This is a genomic window from Janthinobacterium sp. GW821-FHT03C10 (genome assembly GCF_059420865.1).
Genome location: NZ_JBWKUN010000002.1, coordinates 360,515 through 377,040, shown reverse-complemented (window position 1 = coordinate 377,040; position 16,526 = coordinate 360,515). Strand labels below are relative to the sequence as shown.

Below are 16,526 nucleotides of genomic sequence, written 5' to 3'. Positions count from 1 at the left end.
GCTGCTTTCTTGCAGACGATGACACGCAGCAAACACAGCAATATGTCCGTTCCCGACGTGGCCACCATCGTCTTTCCCGTGGTGGCCATCGGCGCTTCCGCCGGCGGACTCGATCCCATCGTCGCTTTCCTGGCGAACGTGCCGCAGGAAAGCGGCATCGCCTATGTGGTGATCCAGCATCTCGATCCCACGCAAAAAGCCATGCTGCCGGAATTGCTGCAGCGCGCCACCAGCATCCCCGTCGCGGAAATCACGCATCAGTCGGAATTGCGCCCCAATCATATCTACGTGATTCCGTCGAATGCGGACCTGGGCCTGTCCAAGGGCCGATTCGTGCTCAGCGAGCCGGTGCAGCTGCGCGGACACCGGCTGCCCATCAATGCCTTTTTCGAAAGCCTGGCCGCCGAGCTGGGCGAATTGGCCGTCGGTGTGATCTTTTCCGGCATGGGCAGCGACGGCACGCGCGGCTTGCAGGCGATCAAGCAGGCGGGCGGACTGACCCTGGCCCAGCATCCCGATACGGCCAAGTTCGACATGATGCCGCAAAGCGCGATTTCCGCCGAAGTGGTGGACCTCGTCGATTTCCCCGACAAGATGCCGGACAAGATCATCACCTATCTGTTCCGCAGCAGTTTCCTCAGCTTGCCGGGGCATGAACCGAACGGCCGCAATTCCCTGCAGGAAATCGTCGCCTTGCTGTCCGAGCATACGGGCAACAGTTTTACCGATTACAAGATCAACACGGTGCTGCGCCGTATCGAGCGGCGCATGAGCTTGTACCAGATGACGTCGATGGAAGAGTACGTTCCCTACCTGCGCGACAATCCCGCGGAAATCGACTTGCTGTTCAAGGAATTGCTGATCGGCGTGACGAGCTTTTTCCGCGATCCGAAAGTGTGGGAATACCTGAAGATGGTGGTCGTGCCGCAAATGCTGGCGGCCCACCCGGACGGGCGCGCCTTCAAGGCCTGGGTGCCCGCCTGTTCCACGGGCGAGGAAGCGTATTCGCTGGCCATGGTGTTCCATGAAGTGGTGGCCGGCATCAATCCGCCGTCGAAATACAGCCTGCAGATCTTTGCCACCGACCTGTCGGCCGACGCCATCGACCGCGCGCGCCAGGGGCGCTTTCCGCACAGCATCATCAGCGACGTATCCGCCGAACGGCTGGAGCGCTTCTTTATCAATGACAAGAACGGCTACCATGTGAAGAAAGAGATCCGCAACACGATCATCTTCGCCCAGCAAAACATCATTTCGGACCCGCCGTTCACCAAGCTCGACATCTTGTGCTGCCGCAACTTGTTGATCTATCTCAATGCCAAGCTGCAGCAGCGCCTGATTCCCCTGTTTCATTACGCCTTGAACCGCGATGGGATTTTGCTGCTGGGCAGCGCCGATACGCCCGGTCATTTTTCCGAGCTGTTTTCGCCGCTGACCACGTCGACCCGGCTGTACCGCCGCCTCGACAACCTGGCGCGCCAGCGCCTGCCCACGTATTTTCCCACCAAGGTTTCGTTGGCATCCCCCCCCACACCTAGCGACACGAGAGAAGTCAGCATGACCGGAAAGATTCAATCCCATGTCGAGCAATTATTGCTCCAGAAATACTCACCTGCCGCCGCGCTGCTGAACCAGGATGGGGACATCCTGTATATCAATGGCCGTACGGGCGCCTTCCTGGAACCGGCGGCCGGCAAGGCCAACTGGAATATCCACGCCATGGCGCGCGAAGGCTTGCGCTATGAGCTGGCCGGCCTGATCAAGCAGGCGCTGCAGAGCGAAAGCGTGGTGCGCCTGAAGGGCCTGGTCGTCAAGGACCACCTGGGACAATCGCTGGGCGTGGACCTGAGCGCCGAAGCCCTGAGCCAGCCCGAATCCCTGCGCGGCATGGTCTTTGTCACGTTTTCCAGCGTGCCCCTGGTGGCCGAAGCGCGGCGCGGCCGCTCGCCGAACCCCAAGGTGCTGGAACTGGAACAGCAGCTGGCGCAGGCGCGCAATGAGATCCAGGCCGTGCGCGACGAGATGCAGACCTCGCGCGAGGAACTCAAATCGGCCAACGAGGAGTTACAGTCGACCAATGAAGAGCTGCAGTCGACGAACGAGGAATTGACCACGTCGAAGGAAGAGATGCAGTCGCTCAACGAGGAGTTGTATACGGTCAATGCCGAGCTGCAATCGAAGGTCGATGATTTGTCGCTCGTCAACAGCGACATGAAGAATCTGCTCAACAGCACCGATATCGCCACCATCTTCCTCGACAGCGACTTGCGCATCCGCCGTTTCACGGCGCCGGCCACGCAAATCTATAAGCTGATCCAGACGGACTTGCGCCGTCCGCTCAGCGACATCGTCAATGACCTCGATTATCCGGACCTGGAAGACGATGCGCTCGAAGTCATCCGCAGCCTGGTATTTTGCGAGCGCCAGGTGCCGACCAAGACGGGGCGCTGGTATAACGTGCGCATCATGCCGTACCGCACGATCGAAAACGTGATCGACGGCGTGGTGGTGACCTTCATCAACATCACGGAATCGAAGCTGCTGGAAGCCCAGCTGCGCCAGATGCAGTCGGACGGGGCGGGCGGAGAGAGCGCGCCATGAGCGAACCATTCGACAGCGGTGCCGTGCCTGCCAGGCTGAGAGAGCAGGCCGAGCAATTGGCGGCGGAGCAGCGCCAGGCCGTGCCGCCGCCGCAGTCGAATGAAGACATGATGCGCCAGCTGCACGAGCTGCAGGTCAGCCAGATCGAGCTGGAAATGCAGAACGCGGCCCTGGCCGAGCTGGAGCAGCTGAAGAATGAATTTGAAAGCAGCCGCGACCGTTATGCGGAACTGTACGAGCAGGCGCCCGTCAGCTATTTTTCGCTGGCGAGCGATGGCGTCGTCACGCGTGTCAACGTGGCCGCTTGCGGCTTGCTGCAGCGCGACAAGAACCAGCTGCTGGGGCGGCGCTTCGAGCAATTCGTCGCGCCCCATGCACAGGGCCGCTTCCGGCGTTTCCTCGACGCCGTCTTCAACAGCGGTGCGCGCCAGGTGCTCGAAGCGCAGCTGTTCGAAGCCGAGGCGGGCGGCACGGGCGGCATGGGCATGGTGCGCATCGAGGCCAATTTCGACGCGGCCAGCGCCACGGCGCGCATGCTGGTGACGGACCTGGGCGACGAGCACGCGCGCGAATCGGCCTTGCGGCGCGCCTTCGTCATTCTCGACAGCATACGCGAAGGCGTGCTGGTGACGGACAGCGACAACCGCATCATTTCCGTCAACCCCGCCTTCACCACCATCACCGGCTACCAGGCGGAGGAAGCCATCGGACGCGACCCGTCCTTCCTCGGCGGCGGCACGCATTTGCCGCAGTTTTATGAAGCCATGTGGCGCAGCCTGCACCAGGATGGCAGCTGGTATGGCGAGCTGGTGAACCGGCGCAAGAATGGCGAGCGCTTCGTCGAATCGCTGTCGATCACGCCCATGCGCAGCCAGGACGGCGCCATCAGCCATTTTGTCGGCGTCTTTTCCGATATCACCGAACGCAAGCTGGCCGAGGCGGACCTGCGCGAACTGCACCGCGAGCTGGACCAGCGGGTTGTCGACCGCACGGCAGAATTGCTGCGCGCCAACCAGCACCTGCAGCTGGAAGTGCACCAGCGCGAGCGGGCGCAGGAAGCCTTGCGCGATGCCGAGCGTTTCTTTCATGCCACCATCGATTCGCTGACGGACCGCGTGCTGGTGCTGGACCAGGCTGGCAGCATCGTGCATGCGAACCAGGCTTGCCTGGCTTTCGTCGGGCAAATCCCGCGGCCGCTGAACTACCTGGAATTTTGCGAGATGGACCCGCGCTGGCAGCGCAGCGCCGGACGCGAGCTGGCCGCCGGCATCCGCTCCGTCATTGCCGGCACCGCCGACGCGTTTGCGCTCGAATACGAATTTACCACGCGCTCAGGTCCCCGCTGGTCGCAGGCCAGGATCAGCCGTTTTCTGGGCGAAGGGCCGCTGCGCGTGGTGGTGGCGCACACGGACATCACGGAACGCAAGCTGATGGATGGCGCCTTGCGCCAGTCGCACGCCCAGCTGCGCCAGCTGGCGCTGCACCTGGAAACGGCCAAGGAAGACGAGCGCAAGCGCATTTCGCGCGACATTCACGATGAGCTGGGGCAAAACCTGCTGGCGCTGCGCATCGACATTTCCATGCTCAGCGCGCGCACCGAGGGTTCCCATCCGCGCCTGCACCGCCGCGTCGGCGCCGTGCTCAGCAATGTAGACACCACCATCAAGAGCGTGCGCGGCATCATGAACGAGCTGCGCCCGATGGCCCTGGACCTGGGCTTGCAGGCGGCCATCGAATGGCAGGTGGGCGACTTCCGCAAGCGCAGCGGCGTCGCCTGCCGTCTGCTGATACGCGACGAGGCCCTGTTTGCCGCCATCGGCAGCCAGGCCGAGATCGTGCTGTTCCGCATCGTGCAGGAAGCGCTCAGCAACGTCATGCGGCACGCCCAGGCCAGCCAGGTCGAGATCGAGCTCAGTTCGGATGCCTGCGCCGTGTACGTGGCCATCAGCGACAACGGCATCGGCATCACGCCGCAGCAGCAGCGCAAGAAACAGTGTTTTGGCCTGATCGGCATCGCCGAGCGGGTGACGGCGCTGGGCGGGCATTTCGAGGTGGGCTTGCCCGCGTCGGGTGCCGGCTGCCGGCTGGCATTGCAGATTCCGCTGCACGGCGTGGGGCGTCCATCCGCCTGATACAGAAATTGCAATGGGTCAATTTTTGCCGACCCAGGCCCCTTGGACAGGCTATACTTTCGCCTGCTATTCATGGAGGGGCATATCTTGTTCAAAACAATCGTTTTACCAGTCGCCTTGTTGGGCGCGTTCGCCGGCGCACACGCCGACGAAGGGCAGTGGCAACCACACCAGCTGCCACAGCTGAAAGCCGAACTCAAACGGGTCGGCATCGACATTCCTGCAGAAAAACTCGCCGACCTGAGCAAGCACCCGATGAGCGCCATCGTGTCGCTGGGCGGCTGCTCGGCCGCTTTCGTCTCCGACGCGGGCCTGGTGGTGACGAACCATCACTGCGCGTATGGCGCCGTGCAGCGCAATTCCACGCCGGAACACAATTACATCACCAACGGCTTCCTGGCCAAGACGCGCGCCAGCGAGCTGCCGGGCGGTCCGAACAGCCTCGTGTATGTGACGGACAAGGTGGAAAACGTCAGCGAGCGCGTGCTGAAAGGCTTGACGGCCGACATGAGCGGCCGCGCGCGCCACGAAGCCGTGGAAAAGCGCATCAAGGACCTGATCGCCGAATGCGAAACGGACAAGATGTACCGCTGCTCCGTGCCAGCCTTCCACCGCGGCCTCGAGTACTACCGCATCCGCCAGATGATGATACGCGACGTGCGCCTTGTGTACGCGCCATCGGACAAGATCGGCAACTTCGGCGGCGACACCGACAACTACGAATGGCCGCGCCACACGGGCGATTACTCGTTCCTGCGCGCCTACGTGGGCAAGGATGGCCGTCCGGCCGACCCGTCGCCCGACAACGTGCCGTACAAGTCGAAGGACTTCCTGGTGGTCTCGGCCGAAGGCTTGAAGGCCGGCGACGGCATCTTGCTGGCGGGCTATCCCGGCCGCACCAGCCGCTACAAGCTGCCGGCGGAAATCCGCTTCGCGCGCGATACGGCCTTCCCCCTGAAAGTGTCCGAACTGCAAGCTGACCTGGCCGTGATGGCCGACGCGACGCAGGGCGATGCCGCCTCCGCCGTGCGCTACGCCAGCGTGGTGAAAAGCATCAACAACGTGCTGAAGAAAACCCAGGGCTTGCTCGACGGTTTCGCCCGCAAGGACATCGCCGCCATCAAGGATGGACAGGACGCCGAGTTCCGCGCCTGGTACGCCAAGCAGCCGAACGTGTCGGCCACCCTGCTGGCCGAACTGGACGCGGCGATCGCCAGCGACATGGCCCTCAGCGAAGAAGAGTTCGCCTGGACGGTGGCCACCAACAGCGATCTGCTGAAAAGCGCGCGCACCGTCTACCGCCTGTCGCAAGAGCGCCAGAAGCCGGACGCCGAGCGCGAATCGGGCTTCCAGCAGCGCGACCTGGCCTTCATCAAGGCCCGTCTGACGCGCCTGGAACAGTCGTACGTCAACAAGGTCGACCAGGCGCGTTTTGAAGCCGGCCTGAAGCGTTATGCCCAGCTGGCGGCGAAGAGCCACCCGCAAGGCCTGGACGCGCTGCTGCCGGCCCCAGGCGCCGTGGCGGCCCTGTACCAGCAGACGCAACTGGCTGACACGGCCAAGCGCCTGGCCTGGCTGGAAAAGGACCAGGCTGCCGTGGCCCAGTCCTACGACGCCTTCATGCAGCTGGCCGTCAAGCTGCAGCCCGTGGAACTGGCGCTGGAAGAGCGCCGCAAGGAAATCGACGGTAACCTGGAACGCGTGATTCCGCAATACATGCAAGCCGTGATCGCCTGGAAGAAATCGCAAGGCAAGCCGGTCTATCCTGACGCCAACTCGACCCTGCGCGTGACCTACGGCACGGTCGCGCCGTATTCGCCGCGCGACGGCATCACCAAGGGGCCGTTCACGACCGTGGAAGGCATCGTCGAGAAAGTCACGGGCAAGGCCCCGTTCGAAGCGCCGCAAGGCTTGATCGACGCCGTCAAGCAAAAGCGCTACGGCCAGTTCCGCGACCCGGCCCTGGGCACGGTGCCCGTCAACTTCCTCACCAGCGCGGACACCACGGGCGGCAATTCCGGCTCGGCCGTGATGAACAAGCGTGGCGAGCTGATCGGCCTGAACTTCGATTCGACGTATGAATCGATCACCAAGGACTGGTACTTCGACACGGCCATCACGCGCGCCATCCACCTCGACATCCGCTACATGCTGTGGGTGATGAAGGAAGTGGACCACGCGGATAATTTGCTGCAGGAAATGACGATCAAGTATCCCAAGTCTGTGAAAACTGCCAAGAAGTAAGCTTCAGCTTGCGTTAGCGCAAAGCCGCATCCGCCCCGGGGCCGATGCGGCTTTTTTGCGTATGGCCAACTGATTTGAGTTCCATCAATATGCCAGCGTCCGCCATGGTTAGCATGGATCAGGGAAACTATGGGATGGAGGCAATATGGATGATGGCGAGCTGGCAGCCGATCTTGCGCGCCTTTTCGGGGCGGGCAGACAAGTTCAGGACAGCCGCTTGCTGCGCATGGATTTCCCGCGCGAGGATGGTCCGCCCGATACCGCGCTGCTGGTCAACAGCTTGCGGGCACACGAGGAAATGTCACGCGACTTCCGCTTCGACGTCGAAGTGCTGTCCGACAATCTCCACGTTCCCCTGACGGCGATGATGGGACGCATGGTCACGATTTCGATGGTGCGCGATGACGGCAGCTTGCGCTATTTTAATGGTTATGTCGGCGAATTTCGCTTGTTGCGCAGCGATGGCGGTTTCGCGTTCTACCAGATGGTGCTGCAGCCCTGGCTGGCGTTGTCCAGGCTGCGCATGGACAACGTCTCGTTCCACGAACGCACGGTCATCGACATCAGTGAAACGACCTTCAATCATTATTTGCAGCGCGACTGGCAAAACCGGCTGCATGAGGAAAAAGCGATATTAAGCTGCGCCAACCAGCATAATGAAACCGATTACAACCATCTGCACCGGCGCTGGGAAGACCAGGGTATCCATTACTGGTATGAACATCGCGCCGACGGCCATACGCTCTGTCTGGGCGACAATACCTGGCTGAGCGACAGCATCGATCCAGGCGACGGCCATGCCAGCGAAGCCGACGAGATGGTGTTTTGCAGCGGCGCCGGCTCGCTGGAGCGCGACGGCATACGCGATTGGCAGGCAATACGCAAGATCGCCTCAGGCTCGCTCACGCTGGCCAGCTTCAACTACAAGCATCCGTATGCCAGCCGCGCCAGCGGCTATGCGCTGCACCAGCAGGGCGACGTGTTTGCCCATGAACTGTATCAAAACACCGGCTATGGCTATGCCGGCATGGGCGACGGCGAAGCGCTGGCGCAACGCCGCCTGGAGGAGCAGAACTGCCAGGCGCAATACTTCGAAGCGGGCGGCAATCACCGCTGCGCCCATGCCGGGCGCAGTTTCACGCTGGGCGGACACTTCAGCGCCCAGCAATCCATGCCGGCCAGAGGTGAGGCGGCGCGCCCGGACATCGGCGCGCGCGAATACCTGATCCTGTCGGTCGATCACGTCGCCAGCAACAATTACCAGGCAGGCACGGGCGCGAAGTCGCATTATGAAAACCGGTTTAACTGCATCCGCAAGAGCATCCGTTGGTATCCGGGGCGGCAGTTCAACAGCACACCTTGCGCCTTGCCCGGCGTGCAGACGGCGATCGTCACCGGGCCGGCAGGCGAAACCATCCATACCGACGGGCTGGGCCGGGTGAAGGTGCAATTTCACTGGGACCGGCTGGGCAAGTTCGACGCGGGCAGTTCGCCATGGATCCGGGTCATGACGCCATGGGCGGGCCAGGCGTTTGGCCAGATCGCGCTGCCGCGCATCGGCCAGGAAGTGCTGATCCAGTTTCTCGACGGCAATATCGACCGTCCCGTCATCGTCGGTGCTGTGTACAACGGCAACCATGCGCCGCCGTGGAATTTGCCGGGGCAACGCATGCTGGGCGGCTGGCGCAGCGCCGAGCTGATGCCTGGCGGCGGCTGCGGCGTGCGCGGCAACCAGCTGGTGCTCGACGACACGCACCAGCGCATCCAGGCGCAACTGAAAAGCGATCATCAGCACAGCCAATTGTCGCTCGGCTGCATCAGCCGCATCGAAGACGCCGGCGGGCGCAAGGATGCGCGTGGCGAGGGCTGGGAACTGGCGTCAGACGCCTGGGGCGTGGCGCGGGCCGGGCGCGGTATGTTGCTGACCACCGAAGCGCGCCCTGGCGCCGCCTCGCATATCAAGAGCATGGATGAAACCTTGCGCCGGTTGGCCGAGGCTGCTGAGCGGCACAAGGCGCTTGCCGCCCTGGCGCAGCATTACGGCGCGCAAGAAAGCGCCGCCCAGCAGGGTGCCGCCGCCGATGTGCTCAATGCCCAGCATGCCGCGATCAAGGGCGGTGCCGGCAGTGGCGAAAGCGCATTTCCCGAACTATCCAAGCCGCATCTGGTGCTGGCCAGTCCGGCCGGTATCGAAACGACGACCGCGCAATCGACGCATATCGCCAGCGCCGAGCACACTGCGCTGACGTCCGGGCGCGACCTGTCGCTGGCGGCCGGCGGCGGCCTGTTCGCCAGCATCGGCGCAGCGTTCCGCCTGTTCGTCCACAAGGCTGGCATGAAACTGATCGCCGCAGCTGGCCCGGTGCAGATCGCGGCGCAAACCGATGCGGTCGATATCGTCGCCAACAAGGTGCTGGAATTGATCAGTCAGACCGACTGGGTGAATATCCGGGGCCGCAAAGGCGTGCGCCTGCATGGCGCCGATTGCATGCTTGAAATTAGCGACAAGGTACAGTTTTTTACCGCGTCGCCGACGCTGTTCCATGGAAACCTGGAAACCTTGGCGCCCAAGAACCGGCCGCAACCGGAGTTGGAGCCGCCCATCGCGCCGGCAGCGGGGCAGTTGCAGCATACGATACAGGCCCATGCGGATGGCGGGCAATACGCGCAGGTGCCGTACACGCTGTACAACGGGGAAGCCGAAGTCGAGCATGGCCTGACCGACGAATTCGGCCGCATCCTGATCGAGCATCAGGACGGCACGCCGCGCTACCGTGTCGTCCTTGGCAATGGCGAAGAGTTTTCATTGCAAGCGAGCGCACGCTTCGACCCGGACGCGGCGCCGGACGGCGAACACAAGCTGTCGAACCGCGGTTGGCGCGCGTTCGACGACACCGCCGACGGCCGCGGGGTTCAATGATGCACGACACTGACTGGAGAGCGCCATGCCGGAATCGAGCGGCCGCATCGAAACCACCCATATCGACGAAGTCGGACGGACTGCGACCAGTTCGCTCCAGTGGCTGCTGGAAAACCGCAACCTGAAGGGCAAGGCCACTCATCCGATTACGCACAACAACAAGCTGACACTGTTCATTTGCGGACAGGAAGGGTTCGCCGACATCGCCGGCGAGATCGCCAAGGCTAAACATTCGATAGACCTGTGCTGCTGGGGTTTCGACCCGGGCATGGAACTGGTGCGCGGCAGCAGCGCCACCTGGCCGCGTGGCGAAACCTTTGGTGATTTGCTGATCGCCGCCGCACGGCGGCACGTCAGGGTACGCCTGCTGGTCTGGCATGACCGGATCGGTTCGCCGATGGTGCGCAATATGCCGGGCTATTCGCACGGCACCTCGCCATGGAAAACCGATGGACAACGCTTTGATGACATCAGCGCCAAAGCCAGCCTGGCGATGTTGCACGATGCTGTCCAAAAAAAGAAACATATTTTAGGCAACGGTTATTGGGGCGAGTACCTCCGGCCCGAGAATATGCCGATAATGGCGCGTCAAGAATATTGTTACAGCTGGTATGCGGCCGCGTTCAAGGGCCTGTTCGGGGGGGCTGGAAATTCGTTTGCGGCACGGCGACAGCGCCGCGATCAGCAAGAGTATCGCGACCGAAATCAACCAGCCGCACGGCTTGACGATGGGGGAAATCGAAAAGCCCGGCATGCAATACCTGGGCACGCACCACCAGAAGCCGGTCCTGATCGATTTCGATCACGAAGAGGGCGCCAAGGCCGTCGGTTACGTGATGGGCCTGAACTCGGTGACCGATTATTGGGACACGACGGCCCATCTGCTCGACGATACGCGCCGCGAACAGGGCGGCGTCAACGAGCGGCGCGAGTGTGTGCAGGGAGTGGCCGAGGACGGCGGCTTCGCCACCTTGAAGCCCTATCAGGATTACGCCTGCCGCATCGACGGCGGCCGTGCGCTGATCGCGCTCTACAACAATTTCGTGAAGGCATGGGACCGCGCGATCGACGACCGCACGCGTTCGGCTTCCACCGACTGTGTTAGCCGGGAGTTGCCATGTGGCAGCCCACCGGCGCGGCTGTTGGATAAGGCCGGACCAAGCGACTCCACCGTGCAGATCGTTCTGACGCAGCCCGAGGAGCAAGACAAGACGATCAAGGAAACCTATTTTCGCGCCGTGACCCAGGCCAGCCTGGCGGCCGGCTACCTGTATGTGGAAAACCAGTATTTCCAGTATGAAGAATGGGCCCGGCACTTGCTGGCCGAGCGCAAGAAGGTGGTCGCCGCGTGGAAGGCCGGCAGTGTCAAGGCGGGCAAGAGTCTTGAAGATATGCCGGTCATGCACGTGTTCATCGTCATCCCCGTGCCGGAGCGCGCGCAGATGGTGCCGCGCACCCACGATACGCTGGCGGCGCTGGGGCAGCAGGCTGGCATGACGGGGCAAAACACCATGATCGACGACTACAACAAGCGACCGAAAACCCGGCGTGTCAGGGCCGGATTCGGCATTTCCACTGAGGCGGAAGTCAAGTTGCCCGACGTGGTACAGCATGCCAACGGCATCAACAAACCCGGTGCGATGACGCTCGAAAGCGAATTCGGGCTGAAGGTATCGGTGGCCATGCTCAATGTCAGCGCGTTTGACAAGGACCGCTGGCGCTACCGTGAAATCTACATCCATTCCAAATTGATGCTGGTCGACGACGCGTTCATGACGCTGGGCAGCGCCAATCTGAACCAGCGCAGCATGGCCGTCGACAGCGAAATCAATATCGCCACCGTCGACCACCGCGTGGCCCGCGATTTGCGCAAGCGGGTGTGGCGCATGCATAGCGGGGAACTGGTTGATGGCGGGGGCGGGACGAAGGCGGAGATTGTGGATGCTTTTGAAAAGTGGGGAAACTTAATGAAGGCCAATCGGACGAAAAAGCTGGCAAAAAAAGGAGGAGCAAAATTAAAAAAAATGATTGGTTTTCTGTTGCCATTAGAAGATAGCCGAAGTTCTACTATACGTCTGGGGTGAGCATGAAACAGTATCAAAAGATATTCATTCGCCCGCCATTTTTTATCTTGGCAGTTTTCCTATGTATACCTTTATTCTCCTGCAAAATGCCAAACGACAAAGTCTTGCCGCGCAACCAAAGTTTGCCGCTCTTCAATCCGCATGTTCCTGACTTCATTTGCGAAGTGGAGGCAAGCAAGGTGCCGCCCATTGATGCGCAAGCCGAGGACTGGTTTTTCGAAGCGCGCGCCTTGGAAGATCCTGAAATTTTCGTGGAAGACCGCGATTACAAAAAAATCGTTGCTCTGACGCATCAGGCTGCAGAGCGATTGCACTGGAAGGCGATGCTCAATCTGGCCAGCCTGTATGTGGAAGGGCGCGATCCTTTATATGGTGAGGAAGATGCGGTGCAACTGGTGGAAAAGGCAATGCGGCTGGGCATACCTGCCGCCTATGACCGGATGGGAACGTATTATGCGAATGGCACCGGCGTTGACGGCGACATCACTCGCGCTTATGCCTTCTGGCAAAAGGCTGCTGTCATGGGCAATCCTCAGGCGATGGCATTTTTAGGAGAGAAATTAAGAGCGGGAACAGACGGTGCTATTCCTGGATATTGGGCCAATATTCCCGTAGCGATAAAAATGATGGCATGTGCGCTTTCTCAGGGATACGGGCCTGCTGCGTTTAACCTGCACTATTTGTATGCAATACCAAGAGCTGCAAATGGCGATGAAATTGGCGATCGAACTCCTGCAACCAAACAGCGTGCTCTAAATGTGTTGCATGAGGGAGTCAAGTTTGGCTGCGCTGAGTGCGCGAGCGCATTGGCAATTGAATTTGGTTCACCTTTTGATCTTGCCGATATGCTGGCGCCCTATGTGGACAAGGCTCGCGGCGAACGTTATGCGGTACTTAATCGTGAACTGGGATTCAATCCCAATGCGCGCTTTCCTAATCTGGACAAGGTCTTGCCGCTCCCGCCCGCCGATCTGCCGCCCTGGAATGGCGACAGGGATACCTTGCTGCATGCCGCCATGGGCGTCCGCCCGCCGCCAGCCACTCCGCAGCCAAGCGCCGCCGCGCTATTACAAAAACCGTACTTCCTGGCCGCCCACTATGCGCTGCGTCCCACCGGCTTGCACAGCGACGCGCCGACTGCGCCGTTTTCCGCATACTGGCAACCCGCCAAAGGGCAAGGAGCGACTGAGCCGGCCCGGCTGTTCAGTGAAGGCGAAGCGTTCCGCCATTTCAGCGTGCTCGATGCTGACGGAAACAGTCGTTATGGCCCCGTGACGTGGGAGCAGTGCCTGACGATACGGCACAACCATGGCGCCGTGGAACCGCGCGCGGCGCGCGGTTTGCTGCGCGAGGTGGCGCGGCCCGAGCCTTTGTTGAGCTGCGCTTGCGGGCAAGCCTGTCCGGTCAGCGGCGTCTGGCAACCGTGGGTGGCGGCCGACCATCCGCTGCAGGCCATCGTCAACCAGTACTGGCGCCAGGCGTGGCTGAACCAGGGCGCGCCGTTCCCGCGACCGCGCCGCGACTGGCTGCTGGACTTGCCAGATGGCGACGTGACGTGGCATTTGATGGATGCCTCCCCTCCTGATCTTGGATAAGGCAATGGATCGCAATCAATCCAGCATGGCTGCCGCGAGAGGACGCTTTGCGTCGCTGATTGTCTTGTGCTGCCTGCTTGCCTGCAAAATGCCAGACGACAAAGTCTTGCCACGTAACCAGAGCCTGCCCCTCTTCAATCCGCATGTTCCCGACTTCATTTGCGAAATCGAGGCAAGCAAGGTGCCGCCCATCGATGCGCAAGCGGAGGACCGGTTTCTCGAAGCGCGCGCCTTGGAAGATCCTGAAATTTTCGTGGAAGACCGCGACTACAAAAAAATCGTCGATTTGACGCGTCAGGCGGCAGAGCGATTGCACTGGAAGGCGATGCTCAATCTGGCCAGCCTGTATGTGGAAGGGCGCGATCCGTTATACGGTAATGAAGAGGCGGTACAACTGGTGGAAAAGGCGATGCGGCTGGGCATACCGGCCGCATATGACCGGATGGGGACGTATTACGCGAATGGCACGGGTGTCAACGGCGACATCACTCGTGCTTATGCCTTCTGGCAAAAGGCGGCGCAGATGGGAAATCCGCAGGCAATGGGTTTTCTCGGCGAAAAATTGACTGCTGGAGAGGATCACCCAGGTATTGATATGTGGGGCAACATTCCTGTAGCGACCAAAATGCTGGAGTGTGCGCTTGCACAAGGGTATGGCCAAGCCGCATTTGATTTGCATTATTTGTATGTGGTTTTAAGATCATCTGATGGGACCGCAAACGGAGACAGCACCCCTGAAACAAAAGCGCGCGCCCTAAAGGTATTGCATGAGGGTGTCAAATTCGGTTGTGAAAGTTGCGCTAACGCATTGCAAATAGAATTTGACCATCCCTTTGATTTATCCAATATGTTCACTCCGCACATCGATAAGGCTCGAGCCTTACGATATGGAGTGTTAGGAGATGCCCTCGGCTTCAACCCCAATCGCCGCTTTCCCAACCTCGATAAAATCTTGCCATTGCCACCGGCCGATCTGCCGCCTTGGGATGGTCAACGAAAGAGCCTGCTTGATGCTGCCATGGGCGTCCGCCCGCCGCCAGCCACCCCGCAGCCAAGCGCCGCCTCGCTGTTGCAAAAACCATATTTCCTGGCCGCCAACTATGCGCTGCGTCCCGCCGGTTTGCCGTCCCGGCATCGCCCGCACTGTTCACGCGCCACGGCCTGCCGCATAGGCTGTGCCACGTATAATTCCTCCACTATCCTCCGCTATTCTTTTTCGACAGGTTCCCATGCCCCAGACTCCCGATTTGCCGCCGGATTGGCACGCGTTTGAAACAGCCTACGACGTCGAGGCAACCTGGTTCAGGCTGGCCAGCGCATCGCTGGCGCTGCTGGGCGCGTCCGCTTTCAAGGATCAGGCATTTTCAGCCTTTGCCTTCAACGCCGTATCGTTCCCGTCCATTTCGCTGAGCTTTGATACCGATCCCGGTAACAGGGCGCGCGATTACTATCCTCCTGATTGGTCGAACGAGTGCATGGAAGCCGACGTGCCGGAAATCGGGCAATTGTGGGAGGAGGGGCATGCAAGGATCGAAGATGCTTTAAGCGAGCTGATCGACGCCGCCGATGACGAGCTGCTCTGCGCCATCGAGGAAGGCTATCTGCACAGCCTCAGGAAAACCATGGTGCGGCTGGAAACGAGCCGTGCTTTCGAGCAGATCAGGACGTGCGCGCCGTTCTGGACCGTGGTCACGCAAATCGATGCCGATACGGATGAAGAGGAGCGCCTGCTCGAGCATGTGCGCCAAGGCCTTCTGGCGTGAGCGCTATATCAGGGCTTGCCAGGCCTTCACTTCCCCGTCCGTGAGCGCCGGCCCCCAGCCGCCGCGCAGCGCCGCATCGTGCTGCGCATAGTGCCCAAACTGCGGTAGCGCCACGTCATGCCGGACGCAGATGGCAAAGACGGCTTCCAGCTGGCGCCTGCTTGCCGCAAGGTCATCGCCATGCCAGGTGCAGGCGCTCGTTTCCAGCACATGCTGCACCAGTGCTTCCAGCGTGCCCAGCAGGTGCCCGGGCAGTGCCGCGCGCACGTCTTCCGGCCAGGGATCGCCCATGCCCGTCACGGCCAGGGATGCAAAGCCCCGTTCCCAGGCTGCAAACCCTCCAGGCGCGAGTTGCGCCACTTTCCACACGTGAGCGGCGAACGCGGCCAGGGCGGGATGATCCATATCAAAGCGCCGGCAAAAACGTTGCAGGCACGTGACGGCAATGCATTGCCTGGCGATCACGGAGAGCGTGTCGATTGAAATATCCTGCATAAATCAACAATGTATCAAGTAGGGGGGACTCATCTTGCGATGTCTGTTTATCTGTACAGCCATCACTGTTTTTTATCGGCCTGCCGCAGCGCCTCCACCGGCAATTGAAAAAAGCGCGGCACCATGGCCGGCGACAGCGCGTCGCCGCCGTCCGCCATGGCCAGGCGGCCGCTCAGTAGCAGCATCACGTAGCCGTGGCCCAGCGACCAGCCGGCGCTGGCGGCGGCCTTGTCCCAGCGCGGGTCGAGGCCCGCATCGCGCACGGCCGCGCCCGCCGTCTGCAGCACATATTGAAAGCACGCTTGCGCCGCTTCCTGCAGGGCGGGGAACTGGCGCACATCCTGGTGTTCGAACATCAGCCGGTAGTGGGCGGGCGCGGCCAGGGCGAATTCGATGTATTGCTGGCCCAGCAATTGAAAGCGCTGTTCGGCGGGCAAGCTGCCCGGAGGCGGCAGCTGCGTTTCCCATTTCTGTATCAGGCTGGCGAAGCCGGCCGCCGCCACCTCGGCCAGCAGGGCTTCCTTGCTGGGGAAGTGGCGGTACACGGCGGCGACCGAGACGCCCACCGTGCGCGCTAGTTCGCGCAGCGACAGGGCGGCGTCGTGCTGCTGCGCCAGTTGCGCGATGACGGTGGCGACCAGGGTGTCGCGCAAGTTGCCGTGATGATAGGTGCTCGTTGTTGTCATTCTATG

At 61.4% G+C, this 16,526-nt stretch carries 10 protein-coding genes; 8 read left to right on the top strand and 2 right to left on the bottom strand.

What is annotated here, in order from left to right; translation table 11 throughout:
- Window positions 1–18: 18 nt before the first annotated feature.
- The 8 genes from AC07VH_RS09505 (at window position 19) to AC07VH_RS09470 (ending at window position 15,339) form a co-directional block, all read left to right on the top strand.
- Window positions 19–2,601, top strand: a complete 2,583-nt coding sequence (locus AC07VH_RS09505) for a chemotaxis protein CheB (RefSeq protein WP_494787312.1) — start codon at window positions 19–21, stop codon at window positions 2,599–2,601.
- Window positions 2,598–4,733, top strand: a complete 2,136-nt coding sequence (locus AC07VH_RS09500; RefSeq protein WP_494787311.1) for a PAS domain-containing sensor histidine kinase — start codon at window positions 2,598–2,600, stop codon at window positions 4,731–4,733. The genes AC07VH_RS09505 and AC07VH_RS09500 overlap by 4 nt, the downstream gene beginning before the upstream one ends.
- Before the next feature lie 87 nt (window positions 4,734–4,820).
- Complete coding sequence (locus AC07VH_RS09495) at window positions 4,821–6,977, top strand: S46 family peptidase (protein WP_494787310.1); 2,157 nt, start codon at window positions 4,821–4,823, stop codon at window positions 6,975–6,977.
- Between the two features lie 226 nt (window positions 6,978–7,203).
- A complete protein-coding gene (locus AC07VH_RS09490) occupies window positions 7,204–9,897 on the top strand; it encodes a type VI secretion system Vgr family protein (protein ID WP_494787430.1) in 2,694 nt (897 codons plus the stop codon).
- Window positions 9,898–10,553: 656 nt separating this feature from the next.
- Window positions 10,554–11,981 (top strand): phospholipase D-like domain-containing protein, encoded by a 1,428-nt coding sequence (locus AC07VH_RS09485; protein WP_494787309.1) that lies wholly within the window; start codon window positions 10,554–10,556, stop codon window positions 11,979–11,981.
- 2 nt (window positions 11,982–11,983) lie between these two features.
- Window positions 11,984–13,576 carry a tetratricopeptide repeat protein gene (locus AC07VH_RS09480; protein ID WP_494787308.1) on the top strand — a complete coding sequence of 531 codons (1,593 nt, stop codon included), beginning with the start codon at window positions 11,984–11,986 and terminating at the stop codon, window positions 13,574–13,576.
- A 4-nt stretch (window positions 13,577–13,580) separates the two neighbouring features.
- A complete protein-coding gene (locus tag AC07VH_RS09475; RefSeq protein WP_494787307.1) occupies window positions 13,581–14,849 on the top strand; it encodes a tetratricopeptide repeat protein in 1,269 nt (422 codons plus the stop codon).
- The gene (locus tag AC07VH_RS09470) at window positions 14,806–15,339 is read left to right on the top strand and encodes a hypothetical protein (protein WP_494787306.1); all 534 of its coding nucleotides are present in this window, start codon (window positions 14,806–14,808) and stop codon (window positions 15,337–15,339) included. Before AC07VH_RS09475 ends, AC07VH_RS09470 begins: the two co-directional genes overlap by 44 nt.
- 3 nt (window positions 15,340–15,342) lie before the next feature.
- On the opposite strand, the gene AC07VH_RS09465 is transcribed toward AC07VH_RS09470, so the two are convergent.
- Together AC07VH_RS09465 and AC07VH_RS09460 are read right to left on the bottom strand one after the other, a co-directional pair.
- Window positions 15,343–15,744 carry a hypothetical protein gene (locus tag AC07VH_RS09465; RefSeq protein WP_489630354.1) on the bottom strand — a complete coding sequence of 134 codons (402 nt, stop codon included), beginning with the start codon at window positions 15,742–15,744 and terminating at the stop codon, window positions 15,343–15,345.
- 152 nt (window positions 15,745–15,896) lie between these two features.
- Window positions 15,897–16,520, bottom strand: a complete 624-nt coding sequence (locus AC07VH_RS09460) for a TetR/AcrR family transcriptional regulator (RefSeq protein ID WP_494787305.1) — start codon at window positions 16,518–16,520, stop codon at window positions 15,897–15,899.
- Window positions 16,521–16,526: the final 6 nt, after the last annotated feature.